This window comes from Nocardia sp. NPDC004582, assembly GCF_053602115.1.
The window spans coordinates 24,974-40,594 of sequence record NZ_JBSGCY010000054.1 but is presented as its reverse complement, the minus strand read 5'-3'; the positions used below and the strand labels follow the sequence as shown (position 1 = coordinate 40,594).

General features: G+C 69.3%; 17 protein-coding genes. 11 read left to right on the top strand and 6 right to left on the bottom strand.

Features of this window, described 5'->3' with window-relative positions; translation table 11 throughout:
* The 5 genes from ACWELJ_RS17250 to ACWELJ_RS17230 all read left to right on the top strand — a co-directional run.
* Positions 1-466: LOG family protein (locus ACWELJ_RS17250; protein WP_452367115.1), on the top strand; the 466-nt coding region annotated here is incomplete at its 5' end.
* Positions 460-1,011: an LOG family protein gene (locus ACWELJ_RS17245; RefSeq protein ID WP_452367114.1), complete on the top strand. Its 552-nt coding sequence runs from the start codon at positions 460-462 to the stop codon at positions 1,009-1,011. The genes ACWELJ_RS17250 and ACWELJ_RS17245, both read left to right, overlap by 7 nt.
* Positions 1,012-1,066: 55 nt before the next feature.
* On the top strand, positions 1,067-2,836 hold the full coding sequence (locus tag ACWELJ_RS17240) for a long-chain-acyl-CoA synthetase (RefSeq protein WP_452367113.1): 1,770 nt from the start codon (positions 1,067-1,069) through the stop codon (positions 2,834-2,836).
* Between the two features lie 180 nt (positions 2,837-3,016).
* Positions 3,017-3,889, top strand: a complete 873-nt coding sequence (folP, locus tag ACWELJ_RS17235) for a dihydropteroate synthase (protein ID WP_379093716.1) — start codon at positions 3,017-3,019, stop codon at positions 3,887-3,889.
* Positions 3,886-4,809: a glucosyl-3-phosphoglycerate synthase gene (locus ACWELJ_RS17230; protein ID WP_357091435.1), complete on the top strand. Its 924-nt coding sequence runs from the start codon at positions 3,886-3,888 to the stop codon at positions 4,807-4,809. Before folP ends, ACWELJ_RS17230 begins: the two co-directional genes overlap by 4 nt.
* Positions 4,810-4,849: 40 nt before the next feature.
* Here the strand turns inward: ACWELJ_RS17230 and ACWELJ_RS17225 are convergent, their stop codons facing one another.
* From ACWELJ_RS17225 to sigE, 5 genes are read right to left on the bottom strand one after another with little or no spacing between them, the layout of a single operon-like run.
* Complete coding sequence (locus tag ACWELJ_RS17225; protein WP_357091433.1) at positions 4,850-5,689, bottom strand: hypothetical protein; 840 nt, start codon at positions 5,687-5,689, stop codon at positions 4,850-4,852.
* 59 nt (positions 5,690-5,748) lie between these two features.
* Entirely contained in the window at positions 5,749-6,186 is a 438-nt protein-coding gene (gene tatB / locus ACWELJ_RS17220) for a Sec-independent protein translocase protein TatB (protein WP_452367112.1), read from the bottom strand.
* A 13-nt stretch (positions 6,187-6,199) separates the two neighbouring features.
* Positions 6,200-7,759 (bottom strand): S1C family serine protease, encoded by a 1,560-nt coding sequence (locus tag ACWELJ_RS17215; RefSeq protein WP_452367111.1) that lies wholly within the window; start codon positions 7,757-7,759, stop codon positions 6,200-6,202.
* Between the two features lie 10 nt (positions 7,760-7,769).
* On the bottom strand, positions 7,770-8,174 hold the full coding sequence (locus ACWELJ_RS17210; protein WP_357283308.1) for a hypothetical protein: 405 nt from the start codon (positions 8,172-8,174) through the stop codon (positions 7,770-7,772).
* Between the two features lie 55 nt (positions 8,175-8,229).
* Complete coding sequence (sigE, locus tag ACWELJ_RS17205) at positions 8,230-8,919, bottom strand: RNA polymerase sigma factor SigE (protein WP_452367110.1); 690 nt, start codon at positions 8,917-8,919, stop codon at positions 8,230-8,232.
* A 235-nt stretch (positions 8,920-9,154) separates the two neighbouring features.
* Here sigE and ACWELJ_RS17200 point away from each other — a divergent pair, with 235 nt between their 5' ends.
* From ACWELJ_RS17200 to ACWELJ_RS17175, 6 genes are all read left to right on the top strand, one after another.
* On the top strand, positions 9,155-9,802 hold the full coding sequence (locus ACWELJ_RS17200; RefSeq protein ID WP_357091424.1) for an O-methyltransferase: 648 nt from the start codon (positions 9,155-9,157) through the stop codon (positions 9,800-9,802).
* Positions 9,803-10,067: 265 nt separating this feature from the next.
* Complete coding sequence (locus tag ACWELJ_RS17195) at positions 10,068-10,703, top strand: TetR family transcriptional regulator (protein ID WP_452367109.1); 636 nt, start codon at positions 10,068-10,070, stop codon at positions 10,701-10,703.
* Between the two features lie 40 nt (positions 10,704-10,743).
* On the top strand, positions 10,744-11,679 hold the full coding sequence (locus tag ACWELJ_RS17190; protein WP_452367108.1) for an ABC transporter ATP-binding protein: 936 nt from the start codon (positions 10,744-10,746) through the stop codon (positions 11,677-11,679).
* Entirely contained in the window at positions 11,676-13,337 is a 1,662-nt protein-coding gene (locus tag ACWELJ_RS17185; RefSeq protein ID WP_452367107.1) for an ABC transporter permease, read from the top strand. Before ACWELJ_RS17190 ends, ACWELJ_RS17185 begins: the two co-directional genes overlap by 4 nt.
* A 214-nt stretch (positions 13,338-13,551) precedes the next feature.
* Positions 13,552-13,788, top strand: coding sequence for a hypothetical protein (locus tag ACWELJ_RS17180; RefSeq protein ID WP_452367106.1), 237 nt, complete (start codon positions 13,552-13,554; stop codon positions 13,786-13,788).
* 87 nt (positions 13,789-13,875) lie between these two features.
* Positions 13,876-14,370, top strand: a complete 495-nt coding sequence (locus ACWELJ_RS17175) for a hypothetical protein (protein WP_452367105.1) — start codon at positions 13,876-13,878, stop codon at positions 14,368-14,370.
* A 12-nt stretch (positions 14,371-14,382) separates the two neighbouring features.
* On the opposite strand, the gene ACWELJ_RS17170 is transcribed toward ACWELJ_RS17175, so the two are convergent.
* The gene (locus tag ACWELJ_RS17170) at positions 14,383-15,570 is read right to left on the bottom strand and encodes a DUF7373 family lipoprotein (RefSeq protein WP_452367104.1); all 1,188 of its coding nucleotides are present in this window, start codon (positions 15,568-15,570) and stop codon (positions 14,383-14,385) included.
* Positions 15,571-15,621 lie beyond the last annotated feature (51 nt).

Below are 15,621 nucleotides of genomic sequence, written 5' to 3'. Positions count from 1 at the left end.
CGGCCCGGGCGCCATGGAGGCGGCCAACCGGGGCGCGTCGGAGGCGGGCGGCTATTCGATCGGCCTCGGCATCGAGCTGCCGTTCGAACAGCACCTCAACGAGTGGGTCGACCTCGGCATCAACTTCCGGTACTTCTTCGCGCGCAAGACCATGTTCGTCAAGTACTCCCAGGCATTCGTCTGCATGCCGGGCGGCTTCGGCACCCTCGACGAGCTGTTCGAGGCGCTCACCCTGGTGCAGACCCACAAGATCACCCGCTTCCCGATCATCCTGTTCGGCACCAAATACTGGGCGGGACTGGTGGATTGGATGCGTGACTCGCTGCTCGGCTCGGCCAAGATCGCGGCCGGCGACCTGGGACTGCTGCACGTCACCGACAGCGTCGACGAGGTGGTGGAGATCGTCACCCTGGCCGCGCAGGCGCGCAAGGAGATGAACGAGGCGGGGGTGGAGGACCAGTGGTGAGTGACGCCTACGCGGTCTGCGTGTACTGCTCGGCCAGCGTCGACGATCCGGTGGCGCTGGAGCTGGCCACCCGGGTCGGCGCCGAGATCGGCCGTCGCGGTTGGCAATTGGTGTCCGGCGGCGGCAATGTCTCCATGATGGGCGCGGTCGCGCGGGCGGCGCGGTCCGCCGGGGCGCACACCGTCGGGGTGATCCCCAAGCACCTGGTGCACAAGGAGGTCGCCGACACCGACGCCGACGAGCTGATCGTCACCGACACCATGCGCGAGCGCAAGCAGGTCATGGACGAGCGCGCCGACGCCTTCCTCACCCTGCCCGGCGGCATCGGCACGCTCGAGGAGCTCTTCGAAACCTGGACCGGCGCCTACCTGGGCGTGCACGCCAAACCGGTGGTGGTGCTCGACCCGCAGGACCACTACCGCGGCCTGTTCGACTGGATCGGGGAGCTGCGGGTGCGCGGCTACGCGGGGCTCGAGGCCATCGACCGGGTGCTGGTGACCAAGAGCTTCGACACCGCCTTCGCCGGGCTGCGTCTCACCCGCTGACCGGAACTCCACGGTTTCACTCGACAAGATCGGGCGGATCAGTAAGGGTGTGCTCATGAATACCGACGCGCGCTCGACGGTGAGCCTGCTCGACCTGGTTCGCGCCCTGCCCGGCATGGCACGGCAAGCACCCGGCATGATCCGCAACGTCGGGCGCCTGGCCGTCAAATCCGGCGACCAGGCCTCGATCGGGTTGTTCTTCCAGCGCGGCGCGGCCCAGCACCCGGACCGGCCCTTCCTGAGATTCGAAGGGCGCGAATACACCTGGGGCGAGGCCAACGCCCTGGTCAACCGGTACGCCAAGGTGCTCGCGGCGCACGGCGTCACGCGCGGCGACGTGGTCGGCATCCTCATGGTGAACCGGCCCGAAGCGCTGTTCACCGTGCTCGCCACCGTGAAACTCGGCGCCACCGCGGGCCTGCTCAACCACAATCAGCGAGACGTGGTGCTGCAGCACAGCTTCGGGCTGCTCGACTCGGTGCTCGACGTCATCGGCGAGGAGTGCGCCGACGCGCTGGAGACCCTCACCGAGGCCCGGCCCACGCTGCTGTGGACCGAGCAGCTGGAGACCGAGGCCGCCACCGCCGATGCCTCGAATCCCACTGTCACCGAACAGATCACGGCCCGCGAACGCGCCTACCTGATCTTCACCTCCGGCACCACCGGCCTGCCCAAGGCCAGCGTCATGACCCACATGCGCTGGACCAAGTCGATGGCCGGCATCGGCGGGCTCGGCGTGCGGCTGGAAGGCAAGGACACGCTCTACAGCTGCCTGCCGCTCTATCACAACAACGCCCTCACCGTGGCCCTGTCCTCGGTGATCGCGGGCGGCGCCACCTTCGCGCTGGGCCGCAAGTTCTCGGCCACCCGCTTCTGGGACGAGGCGGTCGCCAACCGGGCCACCGCCTTCGTCTACATCGGCGAACTGTGCCGCTACCTGCTCAACCAGCCCGCCACCCCCGCCGACCGCGAGCATCGCATCCGGCTGTGCGTCGGCAACGGCCTGCGCCCCGAACTGTGGGACGAGTTCCAGCAGCGGTTCGGCATCGCGCGCATCGTCGAGTTCTACGGTGCGAGTGAGGGAAACGTCGCCTTCATCAACGCCTTCTCCGTGTCCCGCACCGCCGGCTTCACCCCGCTGCCCTTCGCCATCGTGGAATACGACGACGCCACCGGCAAGGCGCTGCGCCACGCCGACGGCCGGCTGCGCCGGGTGCCCGCGGGCGGGGTCGGGCTGCTGCTGGCCAAGGTCACCGACAGCTCGCCGTTCGACGGCTACACCGACGCCGCCGCCACCGAATCCAAGCTGGTGCGTGACGGTTTCGCCGATGGCGACTGCTGGTTCGACACCGGCGACCTGGTCCGCGACCAGCGCTACGGTCACATCGCCTTCGTGGACCGGCTCGGCGACACCTTCCGCTGGAAGGGCGAGAACGTGGCCACCACCGAGGTCGAGGGCGCGTTCGACGGCATCGACACCGTCACCCAGGCGGTCGTGTACGGCGTCGACATCCCCGGCACGGACGGCAAGGCGGGCATGGCCGCGGTGACCCTGCACGAGGGCGCGCACTTCGACGGCAAGGTGGCCGCCAAGGCCCTCTACGACCGGCTGCCGACCTACGCGGTGCCGCTGTTCATCCGGGTGGTGCCGGAACTCGAGCAGACCTCCACGTTCAAGAACCGGAAGGTCGAACTGCGCAAGCAGGGCTATGCCCCGGACGTCGAGAGCACGCTCTACGTCCTTGCGGGCCGCACTGACGGCTATGTTCCGGCCTATCCCGAGTACGTGGCGGACGTCGCTGCGGGCAACGTTCCGCGCGGTTGATTCTTGGACTCGCTGGGTGTTCGCGGCCAAGGCGCAGGTCTATGGAGCCGCTCGTTCTGGACTGAGTGGAGCGGGGGAGCGAAGCGGAGGAGCGGAGGGAGGGAAGAACGAGACCTCCAGGGCCGCGAACCGCCCCGGAGCGAAGCGGAGGGGCAAATTAGACACAGTACAGTCGGGGGCATGTGTGCGCCGTTGCCGACATTGTGCGGGAAGCCGGTGGCGACGGATCGGGCGCTTGTCATGGCGATCGTGAACCGGACGCCGGACTCCTTCTATGACAAGGGCGCGACGTTCACCGACGAGGCCGCCCTGCGGGCCGTGGACACCGCGGTCGCCGGGGGCGCGGATCTGGTCGACATCGGCGGGGTGAAGGCCGGGCCCGGCTCGGAGGTGGACGCCGCGGAGGAGTCGCGCCGGGTGGTGCCGTTCGTGGCGGCTATCCGCGAGCGTTATCCCGAGCTGCTGATCAGCGTCGACACCTGGCGGGCCGACGTGGCGCGGGCCGCGGTCGCCGCGGGCGCGGATCTGATCAACGACACCTGGGCGGGCGCGGACCCGGAACTGGTCGGCGTGGCCGCCGAATTGGGTGTGGGAATCGTGTGCTCACATACCGGGGGCGCCATTCCGAGGACCCGTCCGCATCGGGTGCGGTACGCCGATGTGGTGACCGAGGTCACCGAGACGGTGGTGGCCGCGGCCGAAAATGCTGCGGCGGCCGGGGTGGCCAAGGACTCGATTCTGATCGACCCGACCCACGATTTCGGGAAAAATACCTATCACGGGCTCGAATTGTTGCGGGCGATAGACGTTCTTGTGAAAACCGGATGGCCCGTCTTGATGGCGCTGAGCAATAAGGATTTCATCGGAGAGACTCTTGGTGTCGAGTTGTCCGAACGATTGGAGGGCACATTGGCAGCGACTGCTTGGTCGGCCGCCGCGGGTGCTCGCGTCTTTCGAGTGCACGAGGTGGCCCAGACCCGCCGGGTCGTGGACATGATCGCCGCCATCCAGGGTCACCGCCCACCCGCCCGTACTTTGCGAGGTCTCGCATGAAAACAGACTGGGTGAACACCAACACCTTCGACCGGCCCGACTGGTCGGTCCCCGAACTCGTCGCGGCCAAGGGTGACCGCACCGTCTCGGTGGTCCTGCCCGCCCTCAACGAGGAGGCCACCGTGGCCGCCGTGGTGGCCAGCATCCGGCCCCTGCTCGGCACGCTGGTGGACGAACTCGTCGTCCTGGACTCCGGGTCCACCGACGCCACCGCCGCCCGCGCACAGGCCGCCGGCGCCCGCGTGGTCACTCGTGAACAGGCCGTCCCCGAACTCGACCCGGTCCCCGGCAAGGGCGAATGCCTGTGGCGGTCGCTGGCGGTCACCAGCGGCGACCTCATCGCCTTCGTCGACTCCGACCTCATCGACCCCGACCCGAACTTCGTGCCGAAGCTGCTCGGCCCGCTGCTGACCGTCGACGGCATGCACCTGGTCAAGGCGTACTACCGCCGTCCGCTGCGCACCGGCGAATCCGTCGACCATCACGGCGGCGGCCGCGTCACCGAACTGGTGGCCCGTCCGCTGCTGGCCGCGCTGCGCCCCGAACTCTCGAATGTGCTGCAGCCCTTGGGCGGCGAGTACGCGGGCACCCGCGAACTGCTCACCGCCGTGCCCTTCGCCCCCGGCTACGGCGTGGAGATCGGCCTGCTGCTCGACACCTACGACCTGCTCGGCCTCTCGGCCATCGGACAGGTGAATCTCGGTGTCCGCCAGCACCGCAACCGCCCGCTGGCCGACCTCGGCGTCATGAGCCGTCAGATCCTGGGCACCGTCCTGGGCCGCAGCGGCATCCAGGACTCGGGGGCCGCCCTGACCCAATTCCCCATGGTGGCAGGCGAATTCATCGCGAACACGACCGACGTCTCACTTGCCGACCGACCCCCGATGAACACCCTGCGCTCCGAGGAGGCCGCGGCCTGAAGGACCGCCGGGCAGTGGCCCGGAGCGAAGCGGAGGGCAATCAAGCCCTGTCGTGGCGATAGATCGGAGTGAGCAGATCCGCTTCGATGGGCTCGCCGGTCGAGCGGTCGTACCGCACGCCCACCACCGCCGAGAACGGGTGGGTGGCCGCCCGCTCGTGCAGGGTGGCGAGCCGGGTCGCCAGCAGCCGGATCGCGCCCAGCGAGGCGGGCGGATGCAGGCCGTCGATGACCAGCACGCTGCCCTTGCCGTCCGGGCGGGGGAGGCGGGCCAGGTAGGCGATGTCGTAGGGCTCGGTGCCGCCCGGACGGTAGACCCGCCGCGCGGCCCGGTCCTCGATGCCCCGGCGCACCCGCCCGGCCCGCGCCACCGTGCGGCGCAGCCGGGGATCGGCGGCCACCAGATATCGCAGACTGGGCGACAATTCGGGTCCCCCGAGCACGATCAGGCCGTCCCGATCCAGATCGAGCGGCCGGCCCGGTAGGAACCGCTGGACATTCGCGGTGAAGCCGAGCTCGCGCAGCAACTCCACCAGCCGGTGCGGCGCGGCCGCGTCGGGCGCGCCGACCAGGGCCATGGAGCGGGTGGTGCTGCGCACGTCCGGGGTCAGGATGGTGAGCGGACCATGACCGAAGAACAGGCCCTCGGGCACCGGGCCCTGCGTGCTCACCTGATGGATGCGGGCGCGGGAAAGGCCCGCGGCCGCACCGATTCTGGCGAACGTCCAGCCCTCGGCATGTAGTTCGCGGATGACTGCGCGGCGGATGCGCGTCAGCTCATTGATCTGCTGCTGCGCGGCTGCCACGCCTTCGGTGGCGGCTTTCAGGCGTTCGACCTTGTCCTCGATCGCGAATACCCGGGCCACCTCGTCGGCCGACATGTGCGCAGTCTAGATAGCTGGACAGCGTCATGCGTCAAGTCCGGTAGACAGAATTGATCTCAGGTGGCGTCGGGATCCACCGGCGGACGTTCGTTGCGCTCCAGCGGTTTCTGTTCCGGCGGCATGGAAATCGGGCCGTATCCGGTATTGCTGGAACCGTTTCCGCTGTTCGCGGTGCTGCCCGGCTTGTCGAATTTGGTCAGGTCGGTGAAGCTGTTCAGGATCGAGTCGTCCCCGTCCAGCAGGTGTTTGGTCACCATCGACCGTGGATTCATACCCCGCAGTTCGTTCAACTGTTCCAATGGTTTCCGGATCTCGTCGAATTCCGGGCCGAGCTCATTGCGCAATTGCTGGGAAGCGCCGGTGGCGTAATCGCGGGCCTGTTTCAAGGCGTGCGCGGTCCAGCGAACGGCGCCCGGCAGTCGCTCCGGACCCAGAATCACGAGGGCGGCGACAAGCAGAATGAGCATCTCGCCCCAGCCGATATTGCTGAACACGAGTACAGGCTACCTACCCGTTCTTCTTATCCGTTTCCAGCGTCACCGGAACATCGACCTCACGGCCGTCGCGAATGAGTTTCACGTTCACGGTCTGACCGATCTCGTGCGACTGCACCGCCACGGTGAGCTCCTCCGGCCCCGACACGTCACGGTCGCCGACCTTCACGATGACGTCGCCCTCGACGATGCCCGCCTTGGCGGCCGGGCCCCCGGCCTGCACGTCGGCCACCGCCGCGCCGCTCATCACGTCATTGGCGACGAGCTTGGTCTTGGCGCTCACGCCCAGTACGGGGTGGAACACCTCGCCATTGTGGATCAGCGCCTGCGAGATGCGCTTGACCTGATCCACCGGGATCGAGAAGCCCAGGCCCACCGAACCGCCGCTCTCGGACTTGATGGCCGAGTTGATGCCGATCAGCCGGCCCTGCATGTCCACCAGCGCGCCACCGGAGTTGCCGTGGTTGATCGCGGCGTCGGTCTGCACGGCGTCCAGGGTGGCATCGGTGTCGGTGCCCTCGCCGCCCACCTTCACCGGCCGGTGCAGCGCCGACACGATGCCGGAGGTGACCGTCTTCTCCAGGCCCAGCGGCGAGCCCAGCGCCAGCACCTCGTCGCCGACCTGCACATCGCCGGAACTGCCGAGCTGGATCACCGACAGGTTCTTCACGTCGACCTTGAGCACCGCCAGATCGGTCTTGGTGTCGCGCCCGACGATGCGGGTCGGCACCCGCTGCCCGTCGGAGAACACCACATCCAGCTTGGCCTTGCCCGACTTGTCATTGGCGGCCAGCGAGATCACGTGGTTATTGGTGACGATGTAGCCCTCGCCGTCGATCACCACACCCGAACCCGTGGAACCGGTGTCGCCCAGCCAGGCGCGGACCGTCACCACCGCGGGCATCACCGCGTTGACCACCTTGGTGATCTGGTTGTGCGACTCGGGCGCGGCGGGCGCGGACTGCAACGACACCTTGCGAGAGGTCAGCGCCGACGCCGACGAACCCGTGAAGGCCCCGACGAAACCACCGATCAGGCCGATCACCGCGGCGATGGCGGCCAGCAGCGACAGCGCCCGCCACGACACCCGGCCACCGAACAGCACCTCGCGCGCGCCCAGCTTGGGCCCGGGGGTGAGCGGTGGCGCCGGGGGCTGCGGCACGGCCGGAGTGCCCAGGCGCGCGGTCGAATTCGGATCCCGCCACGGATCGGCGGGCGCGCTCGGCGCGGCGTTCTCGTCCTTGGCCTCGGGATCGCGCTGCAACAGCTCGGACGAACCCTCCGGACGCCCGAACGCCTCGGCCAGCACCGAATCCGGCGGCCGGTTCTGAATCTCGGATCCCCCCGGCGCCGCCGCGGCCGCCGCACCCGCGGTGCGGGCCGCGAACGAGCCGTTCAGGCCGTTGGGGCGGCGGAAAGCGCGCGCGGTGTGATTGTCCACATGCGGCCGGTACACCGGCCGCGGGCCCAGCACCGGTGCGTCCGACGGCCGCAGGTTCCCCCGATCGGCCGCCGAATCGGAGGTCGCCTCCCGTTCGGGCTCGGGCCCGGTGTTCTTCGATTCGGTGGTCACGCTATGGACTCTACTTGCGCCACCACGAGGTCCACCGTCTGCTGTCGAACGAATCTTGGCGCAGCCCGAAGGAACTCATGCCGCGCGCCAGCGGACCGCGATCCCGGTCGGCCGGATCAGGCGCGGGGTGATTGGCGCACTCCTGCAACAGCGCCCGCGGAATCCGGCTCAGCGTGTCGTGCAGGCTCAGTGGCGCGGAGATCTGATCCGAGGACTGCCGCAGCGCGATCCGGGCCTGCTGCTGGGCGTCCACCTCGGCCGCGCACTCCCGGCACACGGAAATATGGTGAGCGGCACGCAGATACGCGTTCATGCGCAGTTCGCCGTCCACGTAGGCGGCGATGGCCTCACTGGCCAGATGCTCGGTGGGGGCGAAACGCGGGGGACGACGGTGCGGTCGGTCCTCGCCGTTCATACGCTGCACACCCTTCCGGACGATTCGAGTTCTTCGGGCGAGCGCTGCCCGCGGGTCACCCGATCTGCTCGGCGGCGATGCGCCGCTCCACCCCATTATGCTCGAGTTGCTCGCGCAGTGCCTGACGTCCTCGGTGGATGCGGCTGCGCACGGTGCCCAGCTTGACGCCCAGCGTCGCGCCGATCTCCTCGTAGGACAGACCCTCGATGTCACAGAGCACCACGGCGGCACGGAATTCCGGGGCCAGCGAGTCCAGCGCGGACTGCAGATCCGGATCCAGGTTGGCGTCGTGATAGGCCTGCTCCGGATCGGGACCCTCGGAGGGGACGCGGTCGTAGTCCTCCGGCAGCGCCTCCATGCGGATGCGATTGCGGCGCCGGACCATGTCCAGGAACAGGTTGGTGGTGATGCGGTGCAGCCAGCCCTCGAAGGTGCCGGGCTGATAGTTCTGCAGGGACCGGAACACCCGGATGAAGGTTTCCTGGGTCAGATCCTCGGCGTCCTGCGGGTCACCGGTCAGGCGGTAGGCCAGGCGGTACACGCGGTCGGCGTGCTCGCGGACCAGTTCGTCCCAGGTGGGCATGACGTTGCGGTCGCCGGTGGCGTCGAAGGCGGCGGTCCCGGTGAGGGCGGCCTCGTCGTCGGCGGGGGACAGCAGCACAGCACCGTCCAGCGGGGTGTCGCTGTCGTGCGGCTGAATCTGCGGGGGCAGGGTGTTGGCGTGTTCACGCGCCGCGTCGACCATGTGGATGGGGTTACCTCCTACTCGGGACCGTGAACCTCGGTTACCGGTGTCAACCCATCCGTTCGATCGGCTGTTCCCGTTCCCGAGCCCGCGGTCGCTGGCCTGGCGTGAGCATTACTCTGGTCGGTCGTGATGTGGCGGCCGTATGCAGAGGCTGAGGGACACCTGAGAAAAATCGCCACACCGGCCGGTCACCGCCACGCCTTACCGGTGTATCGCCGTTAGCCTCTACTTCGTGAGCCTGACTCCCGCGGCACAGAACCTGCAGCGCAACCTCGAATACGTCGAGGAATCGGTCGCCGAGGACGACATCCTCGTCGGCGCGCGCGAACGCGCCCTCGAACTCGGCGCCGCCCCGGTCGCGCCGGCCGTCGGCGCGCTGCTCAGCATGTACGCCCAATTGCTCGGGGCGCGGGCCGTGGTCGAGGTCGGCACCGGGGCGGGGGTGAGCGGGCTGTGGCTGCTCGACGGTATGCGCGAGGACGGCACGCTGACCACCATCGACTCCGAGCCCGAGCATCAGCGTGCGGCCCGCGAGGCGTTCCGGTCGGCCGAGATCGCGCCCGCGCGCACCCGGCTCATCAACGGCCGCGCCCTCGACGTGCTGCCGCGGCTCGCCGACGGGGCCTACGACCTGGTCTTCATCGACGCCGCGCCGCTCGAGCACCCGCAGTACGTGGCGCAGGCGGTGCGGTTGTTACGCGAGGGCGGGGCGATCCTGCTGCACAACGCGCTGCTCGGCGGGCGGGTGCCGGATCCGAACCAGCGCGATCCGCAGACCACGGCCGTGCGCGCCGCCACCCGGGCGATCGCCGAGGACCCGGATCTGACCAGCGTGCTGATCCCGGTGGGGGACGGCCTGCTCTGCGCCTCGCGCGGCTGAGCGGGCGGCGTGGGGCGAGAAGCCCACGGCCGGTGATGATTTCGACCCTGCCCGGGTGATCCGCCCGTCGATAGTCCGCGCCGCGATCATTGTTCGCGGGCGTTTTTCCGCGCGCGGAAAATCCGCGTGGATCCGCCGATTTCCCTGATGCCGGACCGCGGATCTCCCCGATGCGCGCGCCATATTTCTCTGATGACCAATCGGACCGAATGGGTCACACGCTCCCTCTTGCGCCCGCTTTGAACGAGTGTTTAATCTGTTAAACGTGCGTTCAATCGACGATCTGACCACCCGGGCGCGGATTCGCGACGCCGCGATCACCGTGTTCGGGGAGCAGGGGTTCGGAGTCGGCGTGCGTGCCATCGCCACCGCCGCCGGAGTGTCCCCCGGGCTGGTCATCCACTATTTCGGGTCCAAGGACGGACTCCGGGAGGCGTGTGACGACCAGGTACGCGCGACCGTCAAGGCCGCCAAGCTGGAGTCGCTCCAGGACCCCTCGCCCACCGCGACGATGCGGCAGCTCGCCGAGATCGAGGAATTCGCGCCGCTGATGGCCTACCTGATGCGCAGTCTCCAGGCGGGTGGGCCACTGCTGCGGAACTTCTTCGAGCACATGGTCGAGGACACCGAGCTGTACCTGCGGGCCGGGATCGCGTCCGGCACCGTGCGCGCCGTGCCCGACATCGCGGCCATGGCGCGCTACATCGCCACCCAGAACGGCGGCGGCATGATGATGTTCCTGCAGCTGTACGCCGCCGAGCACGACGGGCCGGTGGACTACCGGAAGGCGTTGCGCGAGTACGCCGATCACATGATGCTGCCCGCGCTCGAGCTCTTCAGCAACGGTCTGCTGGCCGACCGCACCATGCTGGACGCCTACCTGCGACAGCAAGCCGAATAACCCTTCGGTTCCCACAATCGTTTTCCTACAAGGAGATTCGATGACCACTCCCGCCACCCCGGCGATCGAAGTCCGGGACCTGCACAAGAACTTCGGGCAGGTGCACGCCCTCGACGGCCTCGACCTCGAGGTCGCGCACGGTGAGGTGCACGGCTTCCTCGGGCCGAACGGGGCCGGGAAGTCCACCACCATCCGCGTGCTGCTCGGCATCCTGTCCCGCACCTCGGGCGAGGCCCGGGTGCTGGGCCGCGACCCGTGGACCGACGCCGTGGCGCTGCACCGTGACATCGCCTACGTGCCAGGCGATGTCACGCTGTGGCCCTCGCTGTCCGGCGGCGAGACCATCGACCTGCTGGCCCGTATGCGCGGCGGCATCGACCAGGCCCGGCGCGCCGAACTGATCCAGCGCTACGAACTGGACCCGACCAAGAAGGCGCGCACCTACTCCAAGGGCAACCGGCAGAAAGTGGCGCTGGTCTCGGCGTTCTCGTCGAACGCGCGACTGCTGCTGCTCGACGAACCCACCTCGGGCCTGGACCCGTTGATGGAGCAGGTGTTCGGCGAATGCGTGGCCGAGGCGGTGGCGCGCGGCACCACCGTGCTGCTGTCCAGCCACATACTGTCCGAAGTGGAGAAGCTGTGCCAGCGGGTCACCATCATTCGCGCGGGCAAGACCGTCGAGACCGGCACGCTCGCCCAGATGCGGCACCTGTCGCGCACCTCCATCACCGCCGAGATGATCGGCAGCCCCGGCGATCTCAGCCGGGTGCCCGGCGTCGAGGACATCAGCGTCGAGGGCAACACCCTGCACTGCCAGGTCGACAGCGAACACCTCGGCGAGCTCATCCGGGTGCTCGGCGACGCCGGCGTGCGCAGCCTGGTCAGCCAGCCGCCCACCCTGGAAGAACTGTTCCTGCGCCACTATTCGCTCGACGGCGGTGCGCCCGCCGACGAGCGGGAGAAGGTGTCGAAATGACCGCCGTCACCGCCACCGCGCCCCGCATCGCCGAATCACCGCTGCGCGCGGCCGATTTCACCGGCACCGGGCAGCTGCTGCGGCTGTACCTGCGGCGCGACCGGATCGTGCTGCCGCTGTGGGTGCTGCTGCTGTCGCTGCCGCTGGGCAGCGTCTACATCAAGAGCGTCGAGAAGATCTACAGCACACCGCAGGATCTGGCGCACCTCGCGGCCAGCATTCTCGCCAGCCCCGCCCAGCTCGCCATGTACGGGCCGGTCTACAACCCCACCGACCTGGGGGCGGTGGGCATCTGGAAGGCGGGGATGTTCCACACGCTGATCGGCGTCGCCACCATCCTCACCGTCATCCGGCACACCCGCGCCGACGAGGAGACCGGCCGCACCGAACTGCTCGCCGCCACCCGGGTGGGGCGGTTCGCGGGCCTGACCGCGGTGCTGATCATGACCTACGGCGCGGCGCTGGCGACCGGGCTGCTCGGATTCGTCAGTCTCGCCGGCACTTCGGTGCCGAAGACCGGATCGCTGGCGTTCGGGCTGGCGCTGGCCGCGTCCGGCATCGTGTTCGCCTCGGTCGCCGCGGTCACCGCACAGCTGTCGGTGAGCGCGCGGGTGGCGCGCGGGCTCGCGTTCGCGGTGCTGGGCGTCACCTACACACTGCGGGCCGTCGGCGACGCCCGCGCCGGCGACGGGCCGACCAGTCCGCTCACCTGGCTCTCACCACAGGGCTGGTCACTGCAGGTGCGGCCGTACGCCGGCGACCACTTCGCCATCCTGCTGCTGCATCTGGCCGCCACCGTGGTGCTGACCGTGGCCGCGTATTACCTGCTGGCGCACCGGGATATCGGTGCGGGCCTGCTCGCCGAACGCCCCGGCGCGGCCACCGCCGGCGCCGCCCTGAACGGTCCGTTCGGACTCGCGTGGCGGCTGCAGCGCGGCACCCTGCTGGCCTGGACCGTCGGGCTCGGGCTGTACGGGCTGCTGATCGGCAGCGTGGTGCACGGCATCGGCGACGAACTCGGCACCAGCCAGACCATCAAGGATCTGATCACCCGGATGGGCGGCTCGGACTCGCTGGAGAAGGCGATGGTGAACTACGCGTTCACGATGGTCGCGGTCGGCGCGGCCGCCTACGCGGTATCGGCCACGCTGCGGCTGCACGCCGAGGAGAGCACCGCGCACGCCGAGACCGTGCTCACCGGAGCGGTGTCGCGAACCCGCTGGGTGGCATCGCATCTGGCGTACGGGCTGTTCGGGCCGCTGCTGGCCCTGGTCGTGTCGGCCGGGCTGGCCGGACTGGTGTACGGGCGCGCCGCCGGGGACGTCGGCGGCAAACTGGGCCAGACCCTGGCCGCGGCCCTGGTGCAGGTGCCCGCGGTGTGGACCTTCGCGGCCGTCACCGTGGCGCTGTTCGGGCTGCTGCCGCGCTGGAGTTCCGTCGCCTGGGGTGTGCTGACCGCCGCCATCGCCGCGTTCCTGCTGGGCTCGCTGTCCGGTGCGCCGCAATGGCTGCGCGATCTGAACCCCTTCGAGCATGCGCCCAAGGTGCCGGGCGCGGCGTTCACCGCCACCCCGATCGTGGTGCTGCTCCTGGTCGACGTGGCCTTGATCACGGTGGGGCTCATCGCATTCCGTCGCCGGGACCTGCGCTCGGCCTGACCGCGACCGCCCCGCGAACGGCCGCTCCGGACATCCGGGGCGGCCGTTCGCGTGCCCGGGGCGCGGGCGTGCCCACAGCGAATCATCAGCTGCCGGTGCGGGTGCGGTGTCAGGGCGGCGGTGGCGGCGCAGAGGCAGTGTCCAGGGGTGGATTCGGGCGGGGCCGGGGGTGTACCCCAGAAGGGGATCGATTTATGGCTAGGAGGTGGGGGAGATGTTCGAGGGACTCGCCCTCGGGGTACACCTGCCGACGGGATGGCTGTGGCCGGCGCTGGTCGTCTTCGGCGGCATCCTGGGCGTGGCGCTGCTGGTGCTCATGCTGGTGAGCGGGGCCCGATTCGACGACCGCGAATCGCGATACGTGCCCACCACGACGGGCTCGTGTCAGCCGTTTTGCGGCACCGGTACTCCGGCGCCCGGGTTCTCGATCGGACCTGGAATCACGAACTGATCGGGCGCGTAGAGGTTTCCGGACGGTCTCCAGGTTTCCGGACGGCTCTCCAGGTTTCCGGACGGCACGGTCGGATACTCCACGAGAATGGTTCGACGAGTGGGGGTTCCCATGGGTCAGCGGGTACCGGCCGTGGTCGGGTTGTACTTCCGCGACGGCGGGCAGTGGCGGCGCATCGCCGAATTCCGGCTCGCCGCGGACGGCCGCGCCACCTTCCGGGCGGTGGATCCGATCGAGGGGCTGGTCGCGCGCGTCTGGTACCACCAGGGCGTCGACATCCTCGGCGAGCAGCGCACCGTGCTGCCCGGTGACGGCGTGGAATTCCTGCGAGCGCTGCTGCAGCCGTTCGGTTTTCGCGACTACCGGTTCCGCGATGACAGCACGCCGCGCGGCGAGTCCACCCGGGCCCGGCACACCATCTCCCGCGGCGCGGCCGGGCCGTGCCCGGCTGAGCACGAAACCGACTGCGCGGCAGCGGAATCCGAGTGCCCGCGCTGCGCCGAGCCGGAACCCGTCACCGGCGATCGCGCCCATCGGCCCGCCGCCTGGCGGCTGCTGGACGCGGACCGCATCCGCTTCTGAGGCCCGGATTCGCTACAGACTGTTGGCCAGCAGCGCGTACTGCGCGACCGCCTTCTTCTGCGCCTCGGCGTCATTGGCCCCGTCGGCGACACCCACGTACTGCTTGTAGCGGACGTAGCAGCGGCTGGGCTTCTTGTCCGAGGAGCGGTGCACGCACTGGGAGTCGGGCACCTTGTCCACGGCGCTCGCGGCGGTCTCCTGCAGGTTCCGGATCATTCCGGCCACCAGATCCGAGCCCGCCTGCGCGTCGCGCACCCGGATCACGAAACCGCCGTCGGCGACCGACATCTCGCTCGCGCCGGTATCGGACACCAGCTTGGTCCAGAACCCCAGATCATCCGACGGCAGCACCAGCCAGTTGGCCGGGAAGACCGCGAACTTGTCCGGATCCACCGTGCGGTGATCGCGGTCCATCACCAGGGTGCGGGCCAGCAGCCGATCCGGATCCACCGGCAGCTGCGCGATCTGATCGGTCGGGGTCGGCGCGAACGCGTCCAGCACCGGGACCTCCGCGTCCAAGGTCTTCTTGGACCAGGACAGCAGGCCCTGCTGGTCGGCGGTGGGGCGCAGGATGAACAGCGAGATCACGAACTCCTTGTGCGCCATCGCCACTCCGATGGTCGGCACGCCCGGCCGCCAGTGCGCGTACGCGTCCGGATAGTCGGGCAGGGTGAGTTTCTGGTTGGCGTTCAACGCCACGCTGAAGTCGGCGTCCTCGAGTTCGCGGGCCGCCAGCTTCGCGGCATCCGCGGTCGGGAAGCGCAGCACCCGGGTGGTGATGGTGGTGCCGTTCGGATCCGGATTGTCGTTGACGTCCTCACGATCGGAGCCGCTGGCCGCGAAACCGGCCACGAAGCCGCGATTCACCAGCACGTTCTTCACCGCGGAGGCCAGGTGACTGACATTGAGCACATCATCGACACTGGCCAGCACCGCGCCGCCGCGGCCGATGTTCAACGCCGGATCGATCTTCACCGCGGGAGCCACCGCCGCGGTCATGCGGATGCCCTCGAGCGTCGCGCCCTTGCCGCCATTGTTGGGGTCGTAGGTGTAGCGGTTCACCGGATAGGACCCGGTGTCGAGGGTGCGGACATCCAGCTCACCGGGGACGGCGGTGCCGGAACGGCCGCAGCCGGCGGCCAGCGCGGCGATCAGGACGAGACAGGTGACTGCGGTGACGACCCGCGCCGGACGGCCCACGATGATCCCTCCCGCGCGGCCCTGCGTCGGCAGCGCTCCCTATCCGAAGAT